24 protein-coding genes and 1 pseudogene are annotated in these 23,800 nt (G+C 69.9%); 17 read left to right on the plus strand and 8 right to left on the minus strand.

Going from position 1 to position 23,800, the window contains the following annotated elements; genetic code table 11:
• Positions 1 to 4 precede the first annotated feature (4 nt).
• The 3 genes from OG470_RS27230 (at position 5) to OG470_RS27240 (ending at position 1,628) form a co-directional block, all read left to right on the plus strand.
• On the plus strand, positions 5 to 415 hold the full coding sequence (locus OG470_RS27230) for a VOC family protein (RefSeq protein ID WP_328416709.1): 411 nt from the start codon (positions 5 to 7) through the stop codon (positions 413 to 415).
• A 75-nt stretch (positions 416 to 490) separates the two neighbouring features.
• Positions 491 to 1,117 carry a glyoxalase gene (locus OG470_RS27235; RefSeq protein ID WP_328416711.1) on the plus strand — a complete coding sequence of 209 codons (627 nt, stop codon included), beginning with the start codon at positions 491 to 493 and terminating at the stop codon, positions 1,115 to 1,117.
• A 55-nt stretch (positions 1,118 to 1,172) separates the two neighbouring features.
• Positions 1,173 to 1,628: a pyridoxamine 5'-phosphate oxidase family protein gene (locus OG470_RS27240; protein WP_328416713.1), complete on the plus strand. Its 456-nt coding sequence runs from the start codon at positions 1,173 to 1,175 to the stop codon at positions 1,626 to 1,628.
• 83 nt (positions 1,629 to 1,711) lie between these two features.
• On the opposite strand, the gene OG470_RS27245 is transcribed toward OG470_RS27240, so the two are convergent.
• Positions 1,712 to 2,101, minus strand: coding sequence for a VOC family protein (locus OG470_RS27245; protein WP_328416715.1), 390 nt, complete (start codon positions 2,099 to 2,101; stop codon positions 1,712 to 1,714).
• Between the two features lie 185 nt (positions 2,102 to 2,286).
• Here OG470_RS27245 and OG470_RS27250 point away from each other — a divergent pair, with 185 nt between their 5' ends.
• The 3 genes from OG470_RS27250 to OG470_RS27260 all read left to right on the plus strand — a co-directional run bounded on the left by OG470_RS27250 (position 2,287) and on the right by OG470_RS27260 (position 4,173).
• On the plus strand, positions 2,287 to 2,928 hold the full coding sequence (locus OG470_RS27250; protein WP_328416717.1) for a winged helix-turn-helix transcriptional regulator: 642 nt from the start codon (positions 2,287 to 2,289) through the stop codon (positions 2,926 to 2,928).
• Between the two features lie 74 nt (positions 2,929 to 3,002).
• The gene (locus tag OG470_RS27255; RefSeq protein ID WP_328416719.1) at positions 3,003 to 3,596 is read left to right on the plus strand and encodes a dihydrofolate reductase family protein; all 594 of its coding nucleotides are present in this window, start codon (positions 3,003 to 3,005) and stop codon (positions 3,594 to 3,596) included.
• A gap of 115 nt (positions 3,597 to 3,711) precedes the next feature.
• Positions 3,712 to 4,173 carry a hypothetical protein gene (locus OG470_RS27260; protein WP_328416721.1) on the plus strand — a complete coding sequence of 154 codons (462 nt, stop codon included), beginning with the start codon at positions 3,712 to 3,714 and terminating at the stop codon, positions 4,171 to 4,173.
• Positions 4,174 to 4,576: 403 nt separating this feature from the next.
• On the opposite strand, the gene OG470_RS27265 is transcribed toward OG470_RS27260, so the two are convergent.
• Entirely contained in the window at positions 4,577 to 5,500 is a 924-nt protein-coding gene (locus OG470_RS27265; RefSeq protein ID WP_328426629.1) for an NADP-dependent oxidoreductase, read from the minus strand.
• Positions 5,501 to 5,509: 9 nt separating this feature from the next.
• Positions 5,510 to 6,331, minus strand: a pseudogene (locus tag OG470_RS27270) (NAD(P)H-binding protein); the annotation flags it as partial.
• Between the two features lie 162 nt (positions 6,332 to 6,493).
• On the opposite strand from OG470_RS27270, the gene OG470_RS27275 reads away from it, so the two are divergent.
• The gene (locus OG470_RS27275; RefSeq protein ID WP_328416723.1) at positions 6,494 to 7,459 is read left to right on the plus strand and encodes an AraC family transcriptional regulator; all 966 of its coding nucleotides are present in this window, start codon (positions 6,494 to 6,496) and stop codon (positions 7,457 to 7,459) included.
• Between the two features lie 416 nt (positions 7,460 to 7,875).
• Positions 7,876 to 11,124 (plus strand): Tn3 family transposase, encoded by a 3,249-nt coding sequence (locus tag OG470_RS27280; RefSeq protein ID WP_328416725.1) that lies wholly within the window; start codon positions 7,876 to 7,878, stop codon positions 11,122 to 11,124.
• Between the two features lie 324 nt (positions 11,125 to 11,448).
• On the opposite strand, the gene OG470_RS27285 is transcribed toward OG470_RS27280, so the two are convergent.
• A complete protein-coding gene (locus tag OG470_RS27285; RefSeq protein WP_328416726.1) occupies positions 11,449 to 12,456 on the minus strand; it encodes an RNA polymerase subunit sigma-70 in 1,008 nt (335 codons plus the stop codon).
• A gap of 254 nt (positions 12,457 to 12,710) precedes the next feature.
• Between OG470_RS27285 and OG470_RS27290 the strand changes: the two genes are divergently transcribed.
• The 3 genes from OG470_RS27290 to OG470_RS27300 are packed head-to-tail and all read left to right on the plus strand — an operon-like array spanning position 12,711 to position 13,709.
• Positions 12,711 to 13,037 carry a PadR family transcriptional regulator gene (locus tag OG470_RS27290; RefSeq protein ID WP_328416728.1) on the plus strand — a complete coding sequence of 109 codons (327 nt, stop codon included), beginning with the start codon at positions 12,711 to 12,713 and terminating at the stop codon, positions 13,035 to 13,037.
• Positions 13,034 to 13,390: a DUF1048 domain-containing protein gene (locus tag OG470_RS27295; protein ID WP_328416730.1), complete on the plus strand. Its 357-nt coding sequence runs from the start codon at positions 13,034 to 13,036 to the stop codon at positions 13,388 to 13,390. The genes OG470_RS27290 and OG470_RS27295 overlap by 4 nt, the downstream gene beginning before the upstream one ends.
• Position 13,391: 1 nt before the next feature.
• Positions 13,392 to 13,709 (plus strand): DUF1048 domain-containing protein, encoded by a 318-nt coding sequence (locus OG470_RS27300; protein WP_328416732.1) that lies wholly within the window; start codon positions 13,392 to 13,394, stop codon positions 13,707 to 13,709.
• A gap of 91 nt (positions 13,710 to 13,800) precedes the next feature.
• On the opposite strand, the gene OG470_RS27305 is transcribed toward OG470_RS27300, so the two are convergent.
• A complete protein-coding gene (locus tag OG470_RS27305; protein ID WP_328416734.1) occupies positions 13,801 to 14,364 on the minus strand; it encodes a GNAT family N-acetyltransferase in 564 nt (187 codons plus the stop codon).
• Positions 14,365 to 14,511: 147 nt separating this feature from the next.
• Positions 14,512 to 15,411 (minus strand): 2-hydroxyacid dehydrogenase, encoded by a 900-nt coding sequence (locus OG470_RS27310; RefSeq protein ID WP_328416736.1) that lies wholly within the window; start codon positions 15,409 to 15,411, stop codon positions 14,512 to 14,514.
• Positions 15,412 to 15,538: 127 nt separating this feature from the next.
• Here OG470_RS27310 and OG470_RS27315 point away from each other — a divergent pair, with 127 nt between their 5' ends.
• The 5 genes from OG470_RS27315 (at position 15,539) to OG470_RS27335 (ending at position 21,828) form a co-directional block, all read left to right on the plus strand.
• Positions 15,539 to 16,021 (plus strand): hypothetical protein, encoded by a 483-nt coding sequence (locus OG470_RS27315; RefSeq protein WP_328416738.1) that lies wholly within the window; start codon positions 15,539 to 15,541, stop codon positions 16,019 to 16,021.
• A gap of 202 nt (positions 16,022 to 16,223) precedes the next feature.
• On the plus strand, positions 16,224 to 18,011 hold the full coding sequence (locus OG470_RS27320) for a glycoside hydrolase family 3 protein (RefSeq protein ID WP_328416739.1): 1,788 nt from the start codon (positions 16,224 to 16,226) through the stop codon (positions 18,009 to 18,011).
• 11 nt (positions 18,012 to 18,022) lie between these two features.
• A complete protein-coding gene (locus OG470_RS27325; RefSeq protein ID WP_328416740.1) occupies positions 18,023 to 19,327 on the plus strand; it encodes an exo-beta-N-acetylmuramidase NamZ family protein in 1,305 nt (434 codons plus the stop codon).
• 11 nt (positions 19,328 to 19,338) lie between these two features.
• On the plus strand, positions 19,339 to 21,144 hold the full coding sequence (locus OG470_RS27330) for a serine hydrolase (RefSeq protein ID WP_328416742.1): 1,806 nt from the start codon (positions 19,339 to 19,341) through the stop codon (positions 21,142 to 21,144).
• Positions 21,145 to 21,261: 117 nt separating this feature from the next.
• Positions 21,262 to 21,828, plus strand: coding sequence for a maleylpyruvate isomerase N-terminal domain-containing protein (locus tag OG470_RS27335; RefSeq protein WP_328426631.1), 567 nt, complete (start codon positions 21,262 to 21,264; stop codon positions 21,826 to 21,828).
• A gap of 7 nt (positions 21,829 to 21,835) precedes the next feature.
• Here the strand turns inward: OG470_RS27335 and OG470_RS27340 are convergent, their stop codons facing one another.
• Both OG470_RS27340 and OG470_RS27345 read right to left on the minus strand, forming a co-directional pair.
• Complete coding sequence (locus OG470_RS27340; RefSeq protein ID WP_328416744.1) at positions 21,836 to 22,387, minus strand: GNAT family N-acetyltransferase; 552 nt, start codon at positions 22,385 to 22,387, stop codon at positions 21,836 to 21,838.
• A 51-nt stretch (positions 22,388 to 22,438) separates the two neighbouring features.
• Entirely contained in the window at positions 22,439 to 22,924 is a 486-nt protein-coding gene (locus OG470_RS27345) for a J-domain-containing protein (protein WP_328416746.1), read from the minus strand.
• A gap of 225 nt (positions 22,925 to 23,149) precedes the next feature.
• Here OG470_RS27345 and OG470_RS27350 point away from each other — a divergent pair, with 225 nt between their 5' ends.
• Positions 23,150 to 23,800 (plus strand): LysE family translocator, encoded by a 651-nt coding sequence (locus tag OG470_RS27350; protein ID WP_328416748.1) that lies wholly within the window; start codon positions 23,150 to 23,152, stop codon positions 23,798 to 23,800.

Raw genomic sequence — 23,800 nt, forward strand, 5'->3', positions numbered from 1 at the left:
CTTCATGGACATCACCATTCACACGAGCTTCCTTCCGCATGTCGACCCGGACGCCTCCCTGGCCTTCTACCGCGACGCCCTCGGCTTCGAGGTCCGCAGCGACGTCGGACAGGGCACGATGCGGTGGATCACGGTCGGCCCCGTCGACCAGCCCGGCACGTCCATCCTCCTGGCGCCACCGGCCGCCGACCCCGGCGTCACCGACGACGAGCGCCAGACCATCACCCAGATGATGGCCAAGGGCACCTACGGCTGGATCCTGCTGGCCACCCGGGACCTCGACGGTACGTTCGAGAAGGTGCAGGCCAGCGACGCCGAGGTCGTCCAGGAGCCGACCGAGCAGCCGTACGGCATCCGCGACTGCGCCTTCCGCGATCCCGCCGGCAACCTGGTCCGCATCCAGGAGCTTCGCTGAGCGGTCCCGTCGCGGCCCAAGACCGGTCAGGAATCAAGAAGCACCGGTCGCCGAGCCGCACCTAGCGTGATGGGCATGACAAACATCGAATCCGTCACCCTCGACGTGGCCGACCCCACGGCCGCCAACCGCTTCTACACCACTGCCTTCGGTCTGGACACGCAGATACGCCTGCGGGCCTCGGAGGCGCCGACGACCGGCTTCCGGGGGTTCACGCTGGCGCTCACGGTGTCCCAGCCGGCCACCGTCAACGGCCTCATCGGCGCTGCCCTGGACGCCGGTGCCACCTCGCTGAAGCCTGCCGCGAAGTCGCTCTGGGGCTACGGCGGTGTCGTACAGGCCCCCGACGGCACGATCTGGAAGGTCGCGACCTCGGCGAAGAAGGACACCGGCCCGGACACCCGGCAGATCGACGAGATGGTGCTCCTGCTGGGAGTGGCGGACGTGGCCGCGAGCAAGCGGTTCTACGTCGAGCGCGGCCTTACCGTGGCCAAGAGCTTTGCCCGCATGTACGTCGAGTTCGCCGCTGGGTCGAGTCCGGTCAAGCTGGCGTTGTACCGGCGCCGCGCCCTTGCCAAGGACCTCGGCGTAGCTCCCGACGGCACCGGATCGCACCGGCTCATGATCGGCGGCAGTGCCGGGCACTTCACCGACCCGGACGGATTCGCGTGGGAGGCCGCGTCGCTGGCCACCACGCCCTGATGTGTCACTGCTGTCTGCCGATCACGAGATCGCCGCACGAGTGAATGGAGAAAGCATGACGGGCGCGCCGCCGCGTGGCTTTGCGGAGAGACTGCGGGACACCCGCGCGAAACTGGAGAGCGAGGTCGATCTCTGGGTCGCGACGTCGGGCTCCCCGGGCGGCGTCCACCTCATTCCGCTGTCGTACCTCTGGGACGGGACCGCGTTCCTCATTTCGACGCCGCGCACCTCGGTCACCAGCCGCAACCTGCTGGCGGATGGCCGGGTGCGACTCAGCCTGGGGCCGACGCGCGACGTCGTCATCGTCGACGGCACCGCCGAGCCGGTGGACATCGCCGACCTCGACCCGGACCTGGGCGACGCGTTCGCCACCAGGACCGGTTTCGACCCACGCGAATCCGACGAGCCCTACCAGCACTTCCTGATCCGGCCGCGGCGCATCCAGGCCTGGCGGGAGGCGAACGAGTTGCAGGGACGAGTCCTCCTGCGCGACGGCCGCTGGCTCGGCTGACCCAGCGCGGTTGGTTCACCGTCCAGTCCGGCCGACCGGGTGGCCTCAGGGTGATCGGCCCGACTCAACCTCTGCCGACAATGTCATCCGGCGGCGGCCAGCCCGACGAGGTGACCTTCGGGGTCGGTGAAGAAGCCGACCACCAACGTGTCGGCGGGGTTGCGGTGCGGCCCCGACACGCGAATGCCGCCGAGACTTTCCGCTTGCTGCAGCGCCGCCTCCACGTCGGACACGCCGACGTAGAACAACGTCCGGTGCGGGTAACCCGCGCCGCCGCCGACGCCGCCCGGGATCCCGGCACCGCCGTCGGTGCTGGTTTCCGGGTGGACGAACCCGTAGTTGCCCGGTGCCGAGACCGCCTCGGCGGCGGCGTCCCCGATGTCGAACTGCCAGCCGAACAGCTCACCGTAGTAGTTGCGCAACCGCTGCGGATCCGTCCCGATGATCTCGAAGTGCATCACTGGCCGTCCCATGGACGTGCTCCTTTCCTGCGCCGCAGCGCCCGACTGCTTCGGCCCTCGCGGCAAGTCGTCGTGGCCCGTGCGGGCCGTCCGGTGCGTGAGCCCTGCCTGTCGGGACCGTAACGCTCATGGTTGCAAAAAACAACTGGGTGGTAGCGTTTAACATGCAACCCGGATCAAGGTCAGGAGGAGGCCGCATGCCGACCAGTCGTACCTACGGCGACGCCTGCGGCATCGCCCGCGCCCTCGACGTCGTCGGAGAGCGGTGGGCGCTGCTCGTCGTCCGTGAGCTCCTTCTCGGGCGGCAGCGCTTCTCGGACCTGCGCCGGTCACTGCCGGGGGCCAGCTCCAACATGCTCACTGACCGACTGCGCGAGTTGGAGAGCCGCGATGTGGTGCACCGGCGCCGACTGCCGCCCCCCGCGGCCTCGGTGGTGTACGAACTCACCGAGTCCGGACGCGAGCTGGAACCGATCGTGCTGGCCCTCGGCGGCTGGGGCCTACGCATCCCCCTACCCGCGGCTCCGGTCCACCTGAGTGCCACCTCGGTGCTGCTCTTCCTGCGCGGTTCATTGCACCCGAATCCCCAGGCACCGCCGGCCACCTACCGTTTCGAGCTCGACGACCGGGTGTGGACTGTCCGCACCCAGGACGGGCAGGTCCACATCGAGCCCGGCGAGCCGGCCCAGTCGCAAGCCTGCCTGCGCACCGATCCGACGACGCTCAATGCCCTCCTCGATGGCTCCATCACCCTGGCCACCGCACTCACCTCCGGCACAGCCGTCATCAGCGGCGACGAAGCCATGCTCGGTCAACTCTTGCAGCCCGGTAATCCCTGAGCCGATCGGCCATCGACGTCATCGGTTGTTCGGCAGAATGTGGCGGCGACACAAGCGATCCGTAGGAGACCGACATGCGGAAATTGATCGCAGACGAATGGATGACCCTCGACGGGGTCGTCCAGGCCCCCGGCTACGACGGGGAGGACAGCGACGGCGGCTTCCAGCACGGCGGCTGGCACATGCCCCACATGGACGACATCACGACGAACTGGGTCACCAAGACCACGGTCGAGACCGGTGCTTTCCTGTTCGGCCGCCGCACGTACGAGATCTTCGCGTCGTTCTGGCCGACCGCTCCCGCCGAACTCGCCACGCTCGCCGAGGCGCTCAACAACCGGCCGAAATACGTCGCCTCGACGACGCTCACCGAACCGCTCGCGTGGCAGAACTCCACAGTCCTTCAGGGCGACATCGCCAAGGCCGTGGCGTCGCTGAAGCAGGAAGACGGCGGCGCCCTGCACGTCGTCGGCAGCTCCCAGATGACCAGATCTCTCATCGAGCACAACCTCGTTGACGAGCTCCGCATCTTCATCGAGCCGGTCCTCGTCGGCGGCGGCAAGCGCATCTTCCCCAAGGACGGCACCCTCCGGCGGCTGCGGCTCACCGGGAGCCAGGTGACGACCACTGGCGTCATCATCGCGACCTACACCACAGCCGAGTCCTGACGCTCCGCACACGAGGGACGCACCTGCGTCTACCTGGCCGAGGCGGCGATCTGGGGTGTCCGCGCGGATACGATCCATGCCACCGTCGCGAGTTGAGCCGGTGAAGGAGCCGCCGATGATCTCCGATCCAACGCTCGTCCGCATCGGCCAGGGGGTGGAGCTGCACCATGGTCGAGGCCAGCGTGAGGCCGCTCGCCACTTGTTTGCGCAGATCTGGGATGAGATCAACGGGGAGCAGGGGGATCCGTTGCACGTTTGCGTCCTTGCGCACGCGATGGCTGACGTGCAGGACGATGTCCACGAGGAGTTGGTTTGGGACCAACGAGCGCTGACGGCGGCCGACCAGCTCACGGAAGTTCGGGTGGCAGAGGCCGGGGTGATGCTGCCCGTGGCTGGTTTGTATCCGTCATTGCACCTCAACCTGGGTGAGTGCTACCGCAAGCTCGGCGACCTCGGCCGTGCCCGGGAGCACCTCCAGCTCGCGCAGACTGGGATCGGCGCGCTTGGCGATGACGAGTACGCGCAGCTGATCAGGGGCGGACTGGATCGGCTGACGCAGCTGCTGACTTCCAAGTAACCGTTCGCTGCCGCCAGAGACGACCCGGCAACCAGCGGCGTTCGTGGGCGCAGAGCGAAGTCCCGGGTGCCGGACCAATCCGACCAGCGACATCGTGGACGGTGGGCAGGAGCGCTCGCTGAGTTGATCGGGGTCAGGCCTGCGGCGCTTCAGTCGACAGGTACTTCCTCCAGCGTGTTCAGCGTCCGACGCTGGACCAAGTCGGCTCCGCGTTTGCCTCGCGGTGTGTTGGATGGCTTGAGGTCATGACGGGGTCCTCCTTCGTCGCTACAGGGATCAGGCCGCGTGCCGACCGTTGGCGGTCGGAAGACGACCTCATCCGGTGCATGGTGGCATCGGTCCCGGAGTGGGGTCCTGGGCATGGTCATCCCCATGCCCAGGACCGGCGCCGCGAGTTCGGCGCTCAGGGGATGATGGTGATCTTGCCGTGGGTCTGCCCCGCCTCGCCCTTGCGGTGGACGAGCGCGAGGGCGGACAGCGGGTGGGACTCGGTGACGCCGACAGTGAGCGCGCCCATGTCGATGAGCTCGACGATCTCGGCGAGCTGTTCGATGTCGTTGCGGGCGTCAAAGTGGACGGCGGTGACCTGCGCGGTAGCTGGCGGATCGACCGGCGTGGCGATCGAGACGATGATGCCGCCGGGCCGGACCAGGGGAACAAGCTCCGCAGCCGCCTCGGGACTGATCGCGGCGAGGTTGATGACGGCGTCGACCTGGCCGTCGAGCGCGTCGGCGAGGGGTGTGCGGGTGTAGTCGATGATCTGGTCGGCGCCGTAGGTACGGACCGCGGCAGCGCTGCGGCCGCTGGCCGTGGCGATCACTGTTGCTCCAGTGTGCTTGGCGAGTTGGACGGCGAAGACACCGACGCCTCCGCCGGCGCCGTTGATCAGGACACGCTGTCCCGCAGTGGGATGGGCATGCTCATGCAGCGCCTGCCAGGCGGTGAGCGCGGCGACCGGGATCGCGGCGGCGTCAGCCAACGGGATGGTGGTGGGTGCTTTGACCAGGGTGCCGGCGGCGGCGACGACGTACTCGGCCGACGCCCCACCGTAGTCGAGGCGGCCAACCACCCGGTCGCCCACGGTGAAGGAGCTGACATCGCTGCCGGTCTCAGTGATCGTGCCGGAGACATCGAAGCCGAGGGTGTATGGCAGGTCCACCGGCAGCACGGCCTGCAGGAACCCTGATCGGAGCGCGGCATCGGAGGGGTTGTAGGAGGCCGCGGCGACCCGGATGAGTACCTGGTCCGGCTCGGGCATCGGCCGCAGCACCTCTTCGTAACGGATGATGCCGGCATCGCCGTACTGGTGGATACGTGCGGCCTTCATGGTGTCGCGGAAAGCGCTGGCGTGGTCGGTCACCCAGGTCCGGAACGTGCGCGCCGGCGCTCCGGTGACCTCTTGCACCGTGGAGGTGACCGGCCTCGGCTCCGTCACCATCTCGGCCTGGGACTGGAGGACGCCGTCAACGGCCGCGGGCGGCCAGCCCTGGGCTAGCATCTGCCGCCGCGCAGTGTCCGGTGAGGTCTCGACCCAGCGCACCGGGCGGCCGATCACCTCACCGATGATGCGCACCTGGTCGGCCTGGGTGAGTGATTCAGGACCGGTCAGCTCATAGATCGCTCCTGCGTGCCCGTCGCCAGTGAGTGCGCGTACCGCGACGGCGGCGATGTCGCGCTCGTGCAGCGGGGGCATGACGGCCGCCCCGTAGGGCGCGCGCACGATGCCCTCGGTGCGGATCTGCTCGGTCCACCTGAGGGTGTTGGCCGCGAAGACGTGGGGCCGTAGGAACGTCCACTCCAGCCCGGACCGCTTGATCAAGTGCTCGACCTGCTGTTCGTGGTCGCGTACGGCCGCCGACGAAAGGTAGACCACGCGACCGGTGTGCTCGGCGACCACATCCAGGACTGCGGGCACGCCCTCAGCCGTGGCAAAGGGCCAGACCAGGAACGCCGCCTCGACCCCGGCCATGGGCGCATGCAGGGTGTCTGGCTCGGACAGGTCACCGCCCATGACCTGGACGCCGGGCGGCAGGACCGCCGATTCGGGATCGCGGGCCAACGCCCGAACCTCGATTCCCGCGTCCATCAGCTGAGTCACAACCTGTCGGCCGACCGTGCCGGTCGCCCCAGTAACCACAATCTTGTGTCGCCGTGCCATAACGGTGCCTCTTCTAAGTCGTCTCGGGCCCGGCTCACGGCCTCGGGGTTGATCACTTCTCTTGCGATCCACCGTACGAGGAGCGCAGGAGACTCTCTATGCGCAGACATCTCTGATTCATACGCAAACGTCTTCGCGGAATGTCAGCGATAGACTCGACCGGTGGATGTGCTCAGCGATGTGATCGCCATCATGCGCACCGGACGGCCCCGTTCAGCGCGCGTTCAATGGCACGCGTCCTGGGGACAGCGCTTCCCCTCCGCCCCCGGCTCCGCGGGCATTCAAGTGATCCTGCAGGGTTCGTGCTGGCTCACCCCGCCCGACGGCGGCGCACCCATCGCGCTGGGCGTCGGCGACGTGGTGTTCTTCCCCCACGGGCACGGATACGGCCTGGCCGACAACCCCGCCACCTCGCTGGCCGAACCCGACTGCGATCCGCTTGAAGAGGCCGAACTCTACGCCTCAGCGTCCATCGGCCAGCCTGTGCACGGCACCCCCACCGTGACGCTCTGCGGCGGATATCGGCTCGACCCGGCCCGGGCTCATCCGCTGCTGGACGACCTACCCGGCATGGTCCACCTGCCCGCCCGGCTCGGGCACCGCGCCGAAGTCCGCGCCGCCGTCGACCTGCTCGGCAGCGAACTCAATCACCCCCGTCTCGGCGCCGACACCATTGTGCAGGCCCTGCTCGACATGCTGCTCCTCTACATCCTGCGAGCCTGGTTCGACGAGCAACCCGAGCGGGGCACCGTCACCGGCTGGTCCGCGGCACTGGCCGACCCGGCGATCAGCGCCGCGCTGCACGCCATCCACCGCGACCCCGCACACCACTGGACGGTCGAGACACTGGCCGCACAGGCAAGACTGTCCCGCGCGGCCTTCTCCAAGCGATTCACCGCCATGATCGGCCAACCACCCCTCACCTATCTGACCTGGTGGCGCATGACCACCGCGGCACGGCTGCTCCACGGATCCGACGCCCCACTTAGCGAGGTGGCCACCCAGACCGGCTACACCTCGGAATTCGCCTTCGCAAACGCCTTCAAGCGGGAGTACGGCACCGCTCCCGGCAGATACCGCCGACGCAGCCAAGCGGGAACCCCGAACAAAGAACAGAACTCGGCGTAACCACACCTCAGCCAGTCGCCCTGCTCCAGAACACGCCACCGCCAGCCCGGCAGACGGTCTACCTGCGAGAACGCCACCGTTCCTACAGAGGGCCAGCCGTTGCGGTTACCCGGTCGTAGTCCAGACGCTTGTCCAGGTCCAGCTCGAACCGGGCCATGCAGGTGCAGGGTCAGCATGGAGATCTCCTGCGCCTCCCGGTCGGAGCCGGGCAGTTCTGCCTCCCGCCCATAGTGGATCGCCACGTTCGCGGAGTTCCACTGCTCGATCACCTGCAGTGGCGGAAGTCGAGACATCCAGAGGCCACTCAACACCGAGTGGATCGGGGCACCGCGGCCCCCTGATCACCATCCTGAATCCTTACGCACAAGAACTGTCATTATGATGTGCGGCCGTTATGCCCTATTTGAGGGGAGGGATTGCCGGATTATCGTTACCGGTTATCCGGTAATCCGTCCGCGAGGTCTCCGAACCATGGCAGCGGATGCTCAACCTTCCACAGTGCGGAGCCGCAGCGGACAGCGACGTTGCTGATGACCGCCCGGCACCTGGAGGCCGCGGCGGTCGACGACGCCCTCGACCTGTTCGATTCGCTGATGGCCACCCGCCTGATCAGCCCGGCGCGGCGGGCCACGGACAAGGCCCGGCTGGCGGCGATGCCGAAGCTGGAAAAGGCGTCCACGACGCTGGTCGCGGTTACCAAGGTGATGCTGGAGCTGTTCGCCGGCGCCGAAGGCGCCCTCGACATCGCCTCGGCACGGGCGGCGATCGAGGAGGTCGCTTCCCGGGAAGAGGTCGCCGCGGCGGTGGCGACGGTGACCGAGCTGGTGCCCGACGAGGACTCGTGGGAGGCCGACAACCGGGCGGCGATCGCGGCCCGCTACGGCGTGGTGCGCCCGTTCGTACGGCTGCTGGCCACCGTGCTGCCGTTGCAGGCCGCCCCGGCCGGCCGCGAGCTCCTGGCCGAGATTCACCGGCTGCCGGAACTGCTGCGCCGCCGGATCTCGCAGAAGCCGTTGGGCGAGGCCGACCTGAACATGAACCTCGTGACCGGCACGTGGCGGCGCGCGGTGCTGGCCAACCCGGCCCTGGACGGTGCGGCCGACCGCGACGCCTACGTGATGTGTCTGCTCACCCAGCTCACCGCGGCGCTGCGCCGCAGGGACATCTTCGCCTACCCGTCACTGCGCTGGGGCGACCCGCGCGCTCAGCTGCTCGACGGCGCCGAATGGAGCGGCGTACGCGATGACGTCCTGGCCGGTCTCGGGCTGACCGGGCCCGTCGAGGAGCACCTGGCCGAGATGGTGACCGCGCTTGACGGCGGCTGGCGCCAGCTCGCCCAGCGCATCGAGGAGGCCGGCCCGGACGCCAGCGTCCGCGTCGTGCCGGGTGACGGGGGCCGGATGCGGCTGTCGGTGTCGCGGCTGGAGAAGCTGGGCGACCCGCCGTCGCTGGTGGACCTGCGTAAGCGGGTTGCGGCGATGCGGCCGCTGACCGACATCCCCGAGGTTCTGATGTACGTGCACTCCTGGACCGGGATGCTGGATGCCTACCAGCACGTTGGCGGGCTGAACACCAGCATGGACGACCTGCCGCTGACCGTGGCCGGGCTGCTGGTCGCCGACGCCTGCAACGTCGGCCTCGCCCCGATCATCAACCCGGCCGAACCGGCGCTGACCCGCGACCGCCTCTCCCACGTCGACCAGAACTACATCCGCCCGGACACCCACGGCGCCGCCAACGCCCGCCTGGTCGCCTACCAGGAGAAGATCGGCATCACCGACCTGTGGGGCGGCGGCCTGGTCGCCGGCGTCGACGGGTTGTGGTTCGTCGTGCCGGTCCAGACGATCCAGGCCGCGCCGAGCCCACGGTTCTTCGGCTACAAGCGTGGCATCACCTGGCTCAACGCGGTCAACGACCGGTTCGCCGGGCTCGGCGCGACCATCGTGACCGGCACCGTGCGCGACAGCCTGCACATCCTGGACGCGCTGCTCAACCTCGACGCCGGACCCCGCCCGGAGATGATCACCACAGATACGGCCTCGTACTCCGACATCGTGTTCGGCCTGTTCCGGCTGCTCGGGTACCGGTTCTCACCGCGCATCGCCGACATCGGCGGCACCGGGTTCTGGCGTGCCGACCTGCCCGGCGCCGAGCCGGGCGACTACGGGCCACTGAATGCGATCGCCCGCAACAAGGTCAACCTCAGCCGGATCGTCACGCACTGGCCGGACATGCTGCGCATCGCCGGATCGCTGGTCACCAGCCGGGTCCGGGCGTATGACCTGCTGCGGATGCTCACCCGCGACGGCACCCCGACCCCACTGGGGCAGGCCCTGGCCGAGTACGGGCGCATCCCCAAAACCCTGCACCTGCTGGCGATGATCGATCCAGTGGACGAGACCTACCGGCGTACCGTCATCCGCCAGCAGAACATCGTCGAGTCCCGCCACGCCCTCGCACGCAAGATCCTGCACGGCAACCGGGGCGAGATCTCCCAGGCGTACCGGGCCGGGCAAGAAGACCAGCTCGGCGCGCTCGGCCTCGTGCTCAACGCGATCGTGCTGTGGAACACCCGCTACATCGACCTGACGGTCAACCTGCTGCGCGCCCAGGGCTACCCAGTGCGCGACGAAGACGCCGCCCGCCTTTCCCCGCTCGGGTACGCGCACATCAACATGCTGGGCCGCTACAGCTTCCCCAAGCCGGGCGACGGGCCACAGCTGCGCCCGCTGCGCGACCCCGACCAGCCGGAGAACTTATGCGCGCCAAGGACATCGAGCCCGGCCGCGAGTACGGGCGCAACGCCTCTGCGAAAGCAGACAGCCGCTGTTGCAGGTGGCCGTGGAAGGCCTTCCCGTCCGCGCAGACGGCAGCAGCGGTCGGGCAGAGCTGGCCCTGGGTGCGCCGCTGCCCGTACGAGGGTGAAATCGAGATCCGGTGGGTGCTGCTCGAGTCCAGCCGAGTACGCCGTGCCGAGTCCGGAACGCGAGGACTACCTGCGGACGCAGATCGCGCACCGATTAGGTTTCCGCGCCGCGCCCGTCTGTACGTATAAGAACGACTCACGAGAGGCTGGCATGATGCGGAAACTGACCTTTGGCATGAATGTGACCCTGGACGGCTACATCGCCGCGCCCGGCGACGACCTCGGCTGGAGTGGGGGTGAGGGACCGGACTCGTCGTCGAGCGACGAGCTGTTCCAGTGGTGGTCCGACCGGGTGGGGGCGACTGGCCTGGCGCTGTATGGGCGCAAGCTGTGGGAGGCGATGAGTTCCCACTGGCCGACCGCCGACCAGCAGCCCGGCGCCACACAGGCGGAGATCGAGTTCGCCCGCCGCTGGCGGGACATGCCGAAGGTGGTGTTCTCCTCGACGCCCAGGACGGTCGACTGGAACACGCGCCTGGTCACCGGCGACGCGGTCGCCGAGATCACCCGGCTCAAGGCCGAGGACGGCGGCCCGATGGACATCGTCGGCGCGACGCTTGCCGGGGCGGCCATGCGGGCCGGGCTGATCGACGAATACGCCCTGGTCACCCACCCGGTCCTGGTGGGCGGCGGCACGCCGTTCTTCACCGCGCTGGACAGCTGGGTGAACCTGAACCTCGTGGAGACGCGGACTTTTTCCGGCGGCGTAGTGCTGACCCGATACGAGACGAGGCGATGAGCACGGGCCAGCTGCTCGGCTCGTGAGGCCGGGTCGAAATCCTTCCTGACGTGCTGACCGTGACCCTCGGCTATGAGGGAACCTTCCCCGGGCCCTTCCTTGCGTTCCAGTCAGATGTTGACCGACTTGCTGGAGATGAGGACGACGGCGTCGTTGATTGTGACGATGTTCTTCGGGCATAACGCCGCCCCGCCGGCAACGCCGGCGGGGCGGTGGTGTTCGCGTTGTCGCGTTGGTGTTCAGCTGGTCGGGGTGCTCATTCCGCAGTGACTTCGGTGATGCCGGCCCGTGCGCTGGACTCGTCGACGATGGGGACTTGTGTGATCACAGTGTCGGGGGCAGGTCCAGCCATGGTTTGTCGGTGGCGTCGAATCCGGTGAGCTCGGCGATCTTCCCGTCGACGATGTGCAGGACCGCGATGTTGAATAACCGGTACTTTGGGTCGTTGGGGGTGCGGAGGTACAGCACGGCGGCGGGCATGCGGTTGATCGTCGTGGTGATACAGCGCCAGTCGTCGTAGCCGGGCTGGAAGAGCCCATTGGAGACCCAGCCGTCCACCGCGTCCTTGGCCGTGATGACCGAGGTGCCCGCCTCGGGCAGCATCACGAAGCGCAGGTCGTCGCGCAGCAGGGCCATCAGCCCGTCGAGGTCGTTGCGCTCATGGGCGTCGATATACAACTTCACCACGGCGCGCTCGTCATTCGACAGCTCGTGGGTGGCAGGGCTCCGCCAGTCGAGGCGGCGGTCGGGCAGCTGCGCGCGCATCGTCACGCGAGCCCGCTGCAGTGCGCTGGTGACCGATGCGACGGTCAGCTCGAGGGCGTCGGCGGCCTTCGCCGCCGGCCAGCCGAGGACGTCGCGCAGGATGAACACCGCCCGCTGCCGCGGCGGCAGGTGCTGGACGGCGACGATGAAAGCCAGCTCGATCGTTTCCCGCGCCACCACCGATTCCTGCGGGTCCTCGGGGAGCATCCGGTCCGGGTACGGCTGCAGGTAGAGCACCTCGGAGCCGACGTCCGCCAGCTCGGACGGTACGGGTGTGCGGTCGTTGCGCTTCTCCAGGAAGTCGAGGCAGGCGTTCGTCGCGATCCGGTACAGCCAGGTCCGCAGGGCCGCGTGGCCCTTGAACGACGCCCGCTTGTTCCACGCTCGCAGGAACGTCTCCTGCGTCATGTCCTGGGCGTCCTCGTAGTTCGCGAGCATCCGGTAGCAGTGCACCTGCAGCTCACGCCGGTGGCGCTCCGTAATGAGTGCAAACCGCGCCGTGTCGTCTGAGCGGGCCGCCGCGATGAACGCGGCCTCGTCGGCGCCCAGCAGTCTGGCGTCGGTCATGGTCATCAATCCTTCCACCGGTGCGAGAGGCTAACAGAACTGACGACGTGACGGAGGATTTCTGATCGGCGAAGCCGCTGACACCGGGCCGTTCGCCAGGCGGGCTGCGGCAGCTTGCCTCGCACGTGCCGGCATTGAGCCCGCGCACGTACAAGAAGGTGCGGCCGGTCGGGAGCACCTGGACGCACTACTCGGTGGTACCGTATAGTGGTACTCGGTAGTACGAGGTACCGGAGGGTCGAAGAGGAGCCGCGATGGACGACCTGACAGAGATGCTGAAGGGCACGCTCGAGGGCTGCGTGCTCGAGATCATCGGCGGCGAGGAGACCTACGGGTACGCCATCACGCGTCGGCTGAACGAACTCGGCTTCGCCGACGTCGTCGAGGGGACGGTGTACACCATCTTGCTGCGACTGGAGAGGAACGGACTCGTCCAGGTGACGAAACGACCATCCGAGGTGGGCCCGCCGCGCAAGTTCTATGCGCTCAACGACGCCGGGCGCAAGGAGCTCGCGACGTTCTGGGCGAAATGGCAGTACGTCTCATCACGCATCGACAGGCTCAAGGAGGGCGGGAGATGAGCTTCTGGGAGACCATCACAGGCAGCGATCTCACCAGGGAATGGAAGGTGTTCGAAGCCCGGGCAGAGGCATTGCCGGCCGACTACCAGGCGGCATGGGAACAGGTCAAGGGCAACCTCTTCCCCTACACGGGCTTCACAGGTCGCAACCTGATGCCGATCCTCGACGCCGCCCTGGGGCTGCTCGAAGAAGCATCGGCGGACGGGCAGAGCATCCACGAGGTGCTCGGCGACGACATCCCCGGCTTTTGTACGGCGTTGGCCGGCGGAGAGGGTGCCCGTACCTATCGCGACCGGTGGCGCGAGCAGTTGGACAGGAACGTCGCAAGGAAATTGGGCCGGCTAGGAGGCTGACGTGGGCATCCAGGACATCATCGAGGGCAAGAAGCAGTGGCGGGCGCACGTGGCTCGGGTCAAGGCGCTCCCGCCGGACTACCAGATCGTCTACAAGGAGATGCAGAGGTACCTGTTCAAGGTCGGCCCGGTCGACCTTTTTGATGGGCGCCTGCTCGCCGGGATCGTCGACTTCTTCGAGGAAGGTGCCGCGGCCGGCAAGGGGGTTCTGGAACTCATCGGCACCGACGTCGCCGCCTTCTGCGACGACCTGGTCAAGGACTCGCGCACCCACGCGGACGTCTTTCAGGAGTCCATCAGCGGGACGGACGAGAAGTAACACCCGTCGTCATCATGGCAGCGGGCGTAAGGCCGCACGACGCGCTGGCGAGCTGAGCAGCTTGCCAGCGCGTCGGCAGATCCGCGCTCCCCTAGTCGGCCTTCGGCTGGTTGTCGGCGGTTGCCTCGGCGATCATCGAAAAGCTGGCCAGGTCATAAGCCTCGCGCCCCTCCTGCTCGGGCATCCGCAGTGTGCTCTCCCGCTGGTACCCGGCCTTTTCGGCCACCCGCAGGGACGCCACGTTGTCGACGCGGGAGTGCAACTGAACCCGCCGCATCCCGCCGTCGGTAAGCGCCCACCGTCCAACCGCCCGGGCCGCCTCGGTCGCATAGCCGCGACCTCGCTGACTGATGTGTATTCCGTAACCGATCTCGGTGCGACCAGCCTGCCAGTCGGTGTCCCGCAACCCGGTACTGCCGACAATCCGGCCGGTGGTCCGCTCCACTATCGCCAGGTGTACGCCCTCGCCGCCCAAACGCCGCTGATGCACCTTGTCCGCCAGCCACTCGTCCACGTCAGCGACCGCCTCAGGGAAGCCTGGCGGCAGTGCCGTGCGATCCCCGGCCGCCACGAATGCCGCCACAGATACGGCATCCTGCGGCCCGAACTCACGAATCTCCAACCCGCCGGAGATGATCTTCACTGGAGGGAACATGGTGCGCAGGGTAAGCCGCACCCCGTGCGCGGTGCAGGGGGTTTTGCGCTCGTCGCGAACCAAGCGGATCGTGCCACCGCAACTCATCGGCAAGGCCCGACGTCTCTGGCGGAAGCACCGGAATTGGCCCGCCGCTGGGACCGAAAGTTACGGCCCGACAACGACGTTCGCGAGCGGCTTGCCCGCCGCGTACCGCCGTACCTGGTCGACCAGCAGCCGGCGGGCCCGGGGTGCCAACGCGGCGGTCAGGCCGCCGACGTGCGGGCTGATCAGGACGTTCGGCGCGGACCACAGTGGGTGATCGGCGGGCAGTGGCTCGGGTTCGGTGACGTCCAGGGCAGCGTGCAGCCGGCCCGCGTTGAGCTCGGCGAGCAGCGCCTCGGAGTCCACCACCCCGCCCCTCGCCACGTTCACCAGCAAGGCACCGTCGGCCATCCTGGCGAGGAAATCCTTGTTCACCAGGCCCGCGGTCTCCGGGGTCAGCGGGGTGGCCAGGATGACAATATCGGCGTGTGGCAACAGTTCCGCAATTTCGGAAATCGGCCTCACGCCGGGGCGGGCGCTCCGGGCCACCCGGCTGATCTCCACCTCGAACCCCACCAGCCGGCGCTCGATCGCGGCGCCGATCGAGCCGTACCCGACGATCAGCACCCGGGCGTCAGCCAGCCCGGTCGACCAGCCCGAGGCCCAGCGGCCCTCGCCCCCCGCCCGGACGAAGTCCGGCAGCCGGCGCCGGGCGGCCAGGGTGAGTGCCACGGCCAGCTCAGCGGTGGCCGCGTCATGCACGCCCCGGCCATTGGCCAGGATCAGGCCGGGCCGCAGGAACGGCAGGATGTGGTCGTAGCCGGCGGTCACGGTCTGCACCACTGTGAGCCGGGGCATCCGGGCGATCGGCTCGCAAAGGCGCGGATCGATAATCCCGTACGGGATCGCATAGAACTCGACGTCGTCCAGGTTCTCGGCCATGGGCTGAGTGCCGTCGTACAGCGCGATGTCGAGATCGTCGAGATCGGCCACTGCGTCGGGGTGAGGGATCAGGTAGCGCACGGCGGCATTATCCCGAAGCCGTCGCCCGGGCCGAAATCCTCTGCAATCTGCCCTGGCGCCGCCACGGCACCGGGTTCACGAGCAGGGAGTTTGACCCTCGGGTAGGTCGAGGCCCGAGGGTCGCGGCATGGACATCCAGAACGAACAGACCGCACCCGACGAGACGATGGCGAGCATCGTCGCCGCGGTGGAGCTCGGCCGCTCAGGCCAGCGCGCGCAGGCCAGGGAGGCGCTCACCGCGCTCTGGGATCAGATCGGCGAAGCCGGCGACGCCTTCCACCGCTGCACCCTCGCGCACTACCTGGCCGACCTCCAGGACACCACCGAAGCTGAACTCGGCTGGGACGAGCGTGCCCTGGCCGCGGTCTCCGACCTCACCGACGAACGGGCCCAGCAGTACCACCACTCGTTTCAGGTCCACAACTTCCTGCCGTCGCTGCACCTCAACCTCGCCGACGACCACCGCCGCCTGGGCAACAACACCCGGGCCCGAGAACACCTGGCCCTGGCCGAGCGCTTCGTCGGGCGGCTGCCGGACGACCCGTACGGCGAGGTGATCCGCGCCGGCATCCGCAACGCCGCCGAGGCGTTGGGGCCAGTGCGGGAGTAGTCGACCGCGAACCGCTGCGAACGTCGGGCCATGCCGGCGGGGCCGTCGCCAACCTCGCCGGTATCCGCGCCCGCGAGCCGGGTGACCGCCCGATCTTGCAACTTACCTTCTTGACGTGCGGCAGATGCGTAGCTAAGTTTCAGCCACCCGGACTGAGAGGCCGCCGTCTATGCAGACTCGACTCACTCCCGCAGCTACCTGGGTGACCACACTGGCGACCGCGCTCGCCCTCCTGCCCGCCCAGGCCTCGGCCGCACCGGCACACCCCCCGTCGGCCGAGCACGGCTGGGTCACCTCCACGCTGCGGCACATGAGCCTGGAGCAGAAGGTCGGGCAGCTCTTCGCCACCTACGTCTACGGCTCAGACGCCACCGCGCCCACGGCCGCCGACCGCGCCGCGAACCGGGCCGCGTTCGGCGTCGAAACGCCGGCCGAGGTCATCGGCCGGTACCACCTCGGCGGCGTCTGCTACTTCTCCTGGTCGCACAACCTGGACAGTCCTCGCCAGATCGCGACCCTCTCCAACGGACTTCAGCAAGCCGCGCTCGGCGACCGGTCGAAGGGCCGCGTGCCCCTGCTCATCTCCACCGACCAGGAGCAGGGCGCGGTGGTACGGATGCCCTCCCCCGCCGCCCAGTTCCCCGGGTCGATGGCGCTTGGTGCCGCGCGGTCCCCCGAGGCCGCCCGGACGGCGGCGGAGATCACCGGGCGTGAGCTGCGCGCGGTCGGCATCCGCCAGCCGTACGCGCCGATCGCCGACGTCAACGTCAACCCGGGTAACCCGGTGATCGGCGTCCGGTCCTTCGGCGCCGACCCCACCCTGGTGGCTGACCTCACCGCCGCCCAGGTCACCGGCTTCCAGGACCGGGCTCGGGTCACCGCCGTGGCGAAGCACTTCCCCGGGCACGGCGACACGGCCACCGACAGCCACACCGGCCTGCCGGTGATCAACCACAGCCGCGCGGAGTGGGACCGGATCGACGCGCCACCGTTCCGGCGGGCGATCAAGGCCGGCGTCGAATCGATCATGACCGCGCACATCGTGGTCCCCGCGCTCGACCCCTCCGGCGACCCGGCGACGTTGTCGCCGACGATCCTCACCGGTGTGCTGCGCGGTGAACTCGGCTTCCGGGGCGTCATAGTCACCGACGCGCTGAACATGGCTGGCGTGCGCGCGAAGTACGGCGACGAGCGGGTACCCGTACTGGCGCTCAAGGCCGGCGCCGATCAGCTCCTGATGCCGCCGGACCTCGCGCTGGCCCGGGACGCGGTGCTGCGGGCCGTCGCCGCCGGCGAGCTCACCGAGCGAAGGATCGACGAGTCGGTCCGTCGCATCCTCGGCATGAAGTACCGCCAGGGGCTGGCCCGCTCACCGCTGGTCGACGTCGAGAAGGCGGTACGCACGGTCGGCGCGCCGGAGCACCTCGCCGCCGTCGCCCGGGTCACCGACCCGACGCTCACCGCCGTCCGCAACGACGCCGGCATACTGCCGCTGCCCCGCGCCGACCGGTCGGTGCTGGTCACCGGCTGGGACAGCGCCGCCTTCGCCCCGGTCGCGACGGTCGCTGACGGGTTCACCGCCCGCGGCGCCCGAGCCACCGCCCGACCGGCGACGCTGCCCTCCGACGCGGCGATCGCCGCGACAGCCGCCCAGGCCGCCGAGCACGACCTCACCGTCGTGCTGGTGAACAAGGCGTGGGACACCACTGTCACCGACCCGCGCGCCACCCAGCAGCGCCTCGTCGCGGCGCTGCTCGGCACCGGCAAGCCGGTGGTCGTCGTGGCCGTCCGAGACCCCTACGACATCGCGTACCTGCCGGGCGTGACCACCTACCTGGCGACCTACTCGTACACCCGGGCGGCGATGGACGCACTCGTCCGCGCGCTGCACGGCGAGCTGTCCCCGAGCGGGCGGCTGCCCGTCACGATCCCCACGGCCGAGGGGGCGGGCTCCGTGCTCTACCCCTACGGCCACGGTCTGAGCTGGTAGGAGGCAACCCAATGCAGCGGAGGAATTTCCTTGTCGGCGCGGTCGGTACGGGCGCGCTGGGGGCGAGCGCGGGAGCGCTCGGCGTCGGTGCCCTGGCACCGGCGGCGGCCAGCTCCCGTGGCCGTCGGGTCCGCACCGGTCTCGACGAGTTGGTGTCCTCCGGGTTCGCCGACCTCGCCGGCCAGCGGGTGGGCGTCGTCTCCAACCCGACCGGCGTCGACGCGGCGTACCGGCACCTCGTCGACCTGATGCACGGCTCGGGTCGGGTTCAGCTGGTCGCGGCGTTCGGCCCCGAGCACGGCTTCCGGGGCTCCGCGCAGGCCGGCGGCAGCGAGGGCAACGGCGTCGACGCCCGCACCGGCATCACGGTGTACGACGCGTACGGCGCCTCGCAGGCCCGGTGGGAAGCCATGTTCACCGAGGCCGGGGTGGACACGGTGGTCTTCGACATCCAGGACGTCGGGGTCCGCTTCTACACCTACATCTGGACGATGTACACCTCGATGGTCGCGGCGGCGCGGGTCGGCAAACGCTACGTCGTGCTGGACCGGCCCAACCCGATCGGCGGGCGGGCCTACGGGCCGATGATGACCACGCCGTACACCTCGGGTGTGGGTCTGAAGGAGATCATCCAGCAGCACGGGATGACCGTCGGGGAGCTGGCCCGGTTCTTCAACGCCACGTTCCTGCCAACCGAGGCGGGGCGACCGGTCGACCTGCACGTGGTGCGGTGCCGGCACTGGAAGCGCGACGACCTCGCCGCCGACACCGACGTGCCCTGGGTGATGCCCAGTCCGAACATGCCCACCCCGGACACCGCGCTGGTCTACCCGGGCACCGGGCTGTTCGAGGGCGTCGCGTCGATCACCGAGGGGCGCGGCACGTGCCGCCCGTTCGAGCTGATCGGCGGGCTGGCGACCGACTTCGACCACCACTGGGGTGACCGGCTCAACGCCCGGAACCTGCCCGGAGTCGAGTTCCGCGAGGCGTACTTCTCGCCGACCTCGGCCGGGCAGAAGCCGGACCTGCTCAACAAGCTCTGCGCAGGCGTGGAGGTCAAGGTCGTCGACCGGGCCGTGTACGACCCGATCCGCACCGGCGTGGCGATGCTGGTGGAGGCGCACAAGTACCCGGCATTCGCCTGGCGACGCGACTCGTGGGACACCGTGCGCCCGTACTGGATCGACAAGCTCACCGGCTCGCCGCGACTGCGTACCCAGATCGACGCCGGCGCCGACGTGGACGACGTCGTGGGCGCCTGGGCCGACGAGCTGACCACCTTCAACCGGCAACGCCGGCCCTACCTGCTCTACTGAGGAGTGCGGTCATGACCAGGTCGACCCGTCGTCCGCTCCGCTCACTCGCGCTCGGCCTGGCCCTGGTGGTCCTGGGCACGACGCTGCCGACCGCCGCCGCGGTTGCCGCGTCACCCCCGGCCCCGTCGGGACCGCCGACCGTCACGCCCGCCGACATCCACTTCCGACACGACACGCTGCGGCGCGGCAGCGCCCGCCAGGTCGGCCTGCTCCCCGACCAGGTGGATCGCCTGCCCGCCGACCTGGCGGCGTACCTCCAGCCGACGCCCGACCATCCCGGATACCCGATGTACGCGGGCGCGGTGGTCCTGGCCGCGAAGGACGGCGTGATCGTGGAGCACGCCGCCGTGGGCAGCGCGGTGAAGTACGCCTCCGTCGGGCCGCCGCCCGGCCTGGTCGGCGTGGAACTCCCTGCCGACCAGCAGATCGCGACCCGTCCCGACACCATCTTCGACCTGGCGTCGGTGTCGAAGCTGTTCACCACGATCGTCACCATGCAGCAGGTGGAGCGGGGGCGGGTGGAGCTGGACGCGCCGGTCGCCCGGTACGTCCCGGAGTTCGCCGCTGGCGGCAAGGCGACGGTCACCGTCCGGATGCTGCTCACCCACACGTCGGGTCTGCCCGCGTTCACGGCGCTGTGGAGCAGGTACCCGACGCCGGCCGAACGGTTCGCCGCCACGCTCGCCACGCCCCTCGCCGCCGGGGCGACACCCGGCTCCCAGTACGTCTACTCGGACCTCGGGCTGATCGCGCTGGGCGTACTGGTGGAACGGGTGACCGGTCGGCCGCTGGCCGAGCTGGTCCGCGACGGCGTGACCGGGCCGCTGGGCATGACCGACACCGGCTACAACCCGGGCCCGGAGCGGCGGTCGCGGATCGCCGCGACCGAGTACCAGCCGTACGCCGGGCGCGGCATGGTCTGGGGTGAGGTGCACGACGAGAACGCCTGGTCCCTCGGCGGGGTGGCCGGGCACGCCGGGGTCTTCTCCACGGCAACGGACCTGGCCGTCCTCTGCCAGTCACTGCTCAACGGCGGCGAGTACCGGGGTCGGCGGATCCTGCGCTCGGAGACGGTGCGCACGATGCTGGTCAACTACAACGCGCCGCTGGAGTCGGCCTACCCGGAGAGCGACCGCGGGCTCGGCTTCGAGCTGAACAAGCACTGGTACATGATGGGGCTCTCCTCGCCGGTGGCCTTCGGGCATACCGGCTTCACCGGAACGTCGATCGTCATCGACCCGCTCTCCCACTCGTTCGTCGTCATGCTGAGCAACCGGGTTCACCCGGACCGGGGCTGGGGCAGCAACAACGTGGCCCGCAGGGCCGTCGCGCGTGACCTCGCCGAGGCGATGCCGGTGCGACCGCGCTCGGCCAGCGCCTGGCGGGCCGACCCACGCGACTCCGCGACGAGCACGCTCACGGCGCCGCTGCGCCGGCCCGCGCGGGGCGCGACGGCGAGCTTCCTGCTCTGGTACGACACCGAGCCCCGCTACGACAGCGCGCGGTTCGAGGTCTCCACCGACGGCGGGCAGACCTGGGCGCCGGCGACCATGCAGCTACGCGACGCCGGCCGACGGTGGACCGCCGACGGCACGGTCACCGGCTACGGGGGCCGGGTGTGGTGGCAGGTCTCGGTGGCGCTGCCCGACCAGGCCACCCACCTGCGATGGAGCAGCAGCACAGACGGCTCTGGCCAGGGGCGTGGCGTCTACGTCGACCGGGTCGTGGCGGCGGACCGGTACGGCGTGCTCTTCCAGGGCGAAGGCGGCGACGCCTCCCGGCTCGTCGCCGACGGGTGGTCACCCGCGCGCAGCTGAGCCGTTCGCCCGGGGTCGGAGTGTGGCCGGCCCCGGGCGAACGGGCTGCCCTGCAACCGCGCGTCGAATCGCGTTGCGGTGACCGGCGGGCGCTGCGAGGCTCGACGGATGCCAGCCATGGACGGCGCCGACGTACGCGACGCGGCCGACGAGATGACCCGGGTCCTGGACCCGCACCGGGACCGGGACTGGTCGGTGCCGGCCGGCACGCTGCGCTGGACCTGCTGGACCACGGCCGCCCACGTGGCACACGACCTGCTCGGGTACGCCGGCCAGGTCACCGGCCGACCCGATGACGCCTACCTGCCGTACGACCTGCGGGTCTCCCCCGACGCGAGCCCGGCGCAGGTGCTGACGGTTGTCCGGGCCTGCGCCGGCCTGCTCGCCGCTGCGGTCGACGCCGCCTCGCCGGAGACCCGGGCCTGGCACTTCGGCCCGTGCGACCCGGCCGGCTTCGCCGCCATGGGAGTGGCGGAGACCCTGTTGCACACGCACGACATCACCCTCGGCCTCGGCGTGCCATGGCTGCCGCCGCACCGGCTGAGCACGCTGGTGCTGCGGCGACTGTTCCCGGACGCCCCGGCCGGCGCCGCGCCCGAGGTGCTGCTGTGGATGACCGGGCGCGGTGAGCTGCCCGGCCGGGCGCGGCGCACCTCGTGGAGTTGGCGCGCCGCGCTGGACTGAACGAGCCTCAGCTCACTGAGGGGGCGGCCAACGAGTGCCGGTGACCGTCGCGCGGGAACGGCGGGTACGCCGGCAGCACCTCCTGGAAGAGGTAGCCGCTCTTCTCCGCCACCCGGCAGGAGGCCGGGTTGTCCACCTGGTGCAGCAGGTCGAGGCGCGCCAACCCGGTGAACCGGTCGAACGCCCACCGGCTGAGTGCGGTGACCGCGCGCGGGGCGACGCCCCTACCGCGCGCCCACGCCGCCGTCCAGTAGCCCACCTCGGCCACCGGGCGTCCGGGCGCGACCCGCTTGAGCACCACGCACGCCACCAGCCGTGGACCGTCCGCGCCGTCCTCCAGCGCGGCGAAGGTGAACCGCCGGCCGTCGTCCCAGTCCTGCCGGGCCTGCTCCAGCCACTGCCGCCCCTCGTCGACGGTGGTCACCGGGTTCTGGGTCCACCGTTGCAGCACCGGATCCCGGTACGCCTCCAGCAGGGTGTCCAGGTCGTCGTCACGCCAGGGGCGTAGGACGAGGCCCGGCGCAGCGGTGGTAACCATCGCGGGCAGCTCGATTCGCATCCGCACAGTCTGCCGTGACGGTGCTGGTCAGGCTGACCCGCCGCTGGCGGTTCAGGTCGCCCGGCGGCGCCACGGCAGCCACGCCCACCGGGACCGGCGGGCCGGTGCAACGGCGGGCGCCGGCGTGGCGGCGGGTGCCCTGGTGGCGGGCGGGGTGTGCTCGGCGCGCCAGCGGCGGACCACCTCGTCGGCGTTCACCGGCCGCACCACGACCCGGGGGCCGTCCGGGTTGCGCAGCCAGGCCACGATCTGTGCGTTCAGGTTCCCCACGAAGTCCCGGACGGACTGCTCGGTGGGCAGGTCGCGGACCTCGTCGGGCACCTGTTCGATGCGCCGGCGTAGTTGCAGCGGGGTGGGCAGCAGCAGGTCGCTGGGCAGCTTCTCGCGCTCCAGGAAGCTCTTGATCCACCACGACTCGTCGTACGGCATCCCTCGGCCGGGGATGGGCTTGCCCATGCCGGGCAGGTCATCGAACTCGCCGCGTTGCACGGCTCCCCGGATCTGCGCCTCCACGGCCGCGTCCCACGCTTCAGTCACCCTGCGGCACCTCCCTGGCCACCGTAACGCGCCGCCTCCGGACGGTGGCGCGCCCCGCAACGGACAGCGCGGTCGGGCCCGTGACCATTCCCGTCGGTCTCCGTCGGGGGTGGTTTCGGACCGAAAGACCGGTTCGAACGGCAGGCCACGGTCTGGCAGGTGGCCCTGGGCCGGGGTGCCCGCCCGGCCTACGGTCGGTGCGGGTATCGGTGAACGGGGGGCGTCATGGTGGGTACGGCTGCACTGCTGGGCATCGCGTTGGTGGCCTTGGGGCTGGTGCTCACACCCGGCCCGAACATGGTCTACCTGATCTCCCGCTCGGTGGCGCAGGGCCGCCGGGCCGGGCTGATCTCGCTGCTCGGGGTGGCCGCCGGGTTCGGCGTCTACCTGGCGGCGGCGGTCGCCGGGCTGGCCACCGTCTTCGTCCTGGTGCCGACGCTGTACGCGGCGGTGAAGCTGGCCGGGGCCGGCTATCTGCTCTGGCTGGCCTGGCGGACGCTGCGCCCGGGTGGGCAGTCCCCGTTCACGCCCGCGCCGCTGCCCCCGGACCAGCCGCGACGGCTGTTCACCATGGGCCTGGTCACCAACCTGCTGAACCCGAAGATCGCCATCCTCTACGTCTCGCTGCTGCCGCAGTTCATCGACCCGGCGCGGGGGCACCTGGCGGCGCAGAGCCTGCTGCTCGGCCTGACCCAGATCACCGTCGCGCTGACCGTGAACGCGCTGATCGTGCTCAGCGCCGGCTCCCTCGCCGGGTTCTTCGCCCGCCGGCCGCTGTGGCTGCGGGTGCAGCGCTGGGTGACCGGCACGGCGTTGGCCGCGCTGGCCGTCCGGATCGCCACCGACCGCTCCCGCGCCGCGGTCGCCACCCCCTGA

Source organism: Micromonospora sp. NBC_00389, from assembly GCF_036059255.1.
Taxonomy (GTDB): Bacteria; Actinomycetota; Actinomycetes; order Mycobacteriales; family Micromonosporaceae; genus Micromonospora.

Excerpts from the sequence above, each read along its gene's own strand:
- OG470_RS27230 (WP_328416709.1), top strand. The coding sequence starts at position 5 with ATGGACATCACCATTCACACGAGCTTCCTTCCGCATGTCGACCCGGAC.
- OG470_RS27235 (WP_328416711.1), top strand. The coding sequence starts at position 491 with ATGACAAACATCGAATCCGTCACCCTCGACGTGGCCGACCCCACGGCC.
- OG470_RS27240 (WP_328416713.1), top strand. The coding sequence starts at position 1,173 with ATGACGGGCGCGCCGCCGCGTGGCTTTGCGGAGAGACTGCGGGACACC.
- OG470_RS27245 (WP_328416715.1), bottom strand. The coding sequence starts at position 2,101 with ATGGGACGGCCAGTGATGCACTTCGAGATCATCGGGACGGATCCGCAG.
- OG470_RS27250 (WP_328416717.1), top strand. The coding sequence starts at position 2,287 with ATGCCGACCAGTCGTACCTACGGCGACGCCTGCGGCATCGCCCGCGCC.
- OG470_RS27255 (WP_328416719.1), top strand. The coding sequence starts at position 3,003 with ATGCGGAAATTGATCGCAGACGAATGGATGACCCTCGACGGGGTCGTC.
- OG470_RS27260 (WP_328416721.1), top strand. The coding sequence starts at position 3,712 with ATGATCTCCGATCCAACGCTCGTCCGCATCGGCCAGGGGGTGGAGCTG.
- OG470_RS27265 (WP_328426629.1), bottom strand. The coding sequence starts at position 5,500 with ATGAAGGCCGCACGTATCCACCAGTACGGCGATGCCGGCATCATCCGT.
- OG470_RS27285 (WP_328416726.1), bottom strand. The coding sequence starts at position 12,456 with ATGACCGACGCCAGACTGCTGGGCGCCGACGAGGCCGCGTTCATCGCG.
- OG470_RS27290 (WP_328416728.1), top strand. The coding sequence starts at position 12,711 with ATGGACGACCTGACAGAGATGCTGAAGGGCACGCTCGAGGGCTGCGTG.
- OG470_RS27295 (WP_328416730.1), top strand. The coding sequence starts at position 13,034 with ATGAGCTTCTGGGAGACCATCACAGGCAGCGATCTCACCAGGGAATGG.
- OG470_RS27305 (WP_328416734.1), bottom strand. The coding sequence starts at position 14,364 with ATGTTCCCTCCAGTGAAGATCATCTCCGGCGGGTTGGAGATTCGTGAG.
- OG470_RS27315 (WP_328416738.1), top strand. The coding sequence starts at position 15,539 with ATGGACATCCAGAACGAACAGACCGCACCCGACGAGACGATGGCGAGC.
- OG470_RS27325 (WP_328416740.1), top strand. The coding sequence starts at position 18,023 with ATGCAGCGGAGGAATTTCCTTGTCGGCGCGGTCGGTACGGGCGCGCTG.
- OG470_RS27330 (WP_328416742.1), top strand. The coding sequence starts at position 19,339 with ATGACCAGGTCGACCCGTCGTCCGCTCCGCTCACTCGCGCTCGGCCTG.
- OG470_RS27335 (WP_328426631.1), top strand. The coding sequence starts at position 21,262 with ATGGACGGCGCCGACGTACGCGACGCGGCCGACGAGATGACCCGGGTC.
- OG470_RS27340 (WP_328416744.1), bottom strand. The coding sequence starts at position 22,387 with ATGCGAATCGAGCTGCCCGCGATGGTTACCACCGCTGCGCCGGGCCTC.
- OG470_RS27350 (WP_328416748.1), top strand. The coding sequence starts at position 23,150 with ATGGTGGGTACGGCTGCACTGCTGGGCATCGCGTTGGTGGCCTTGGGG.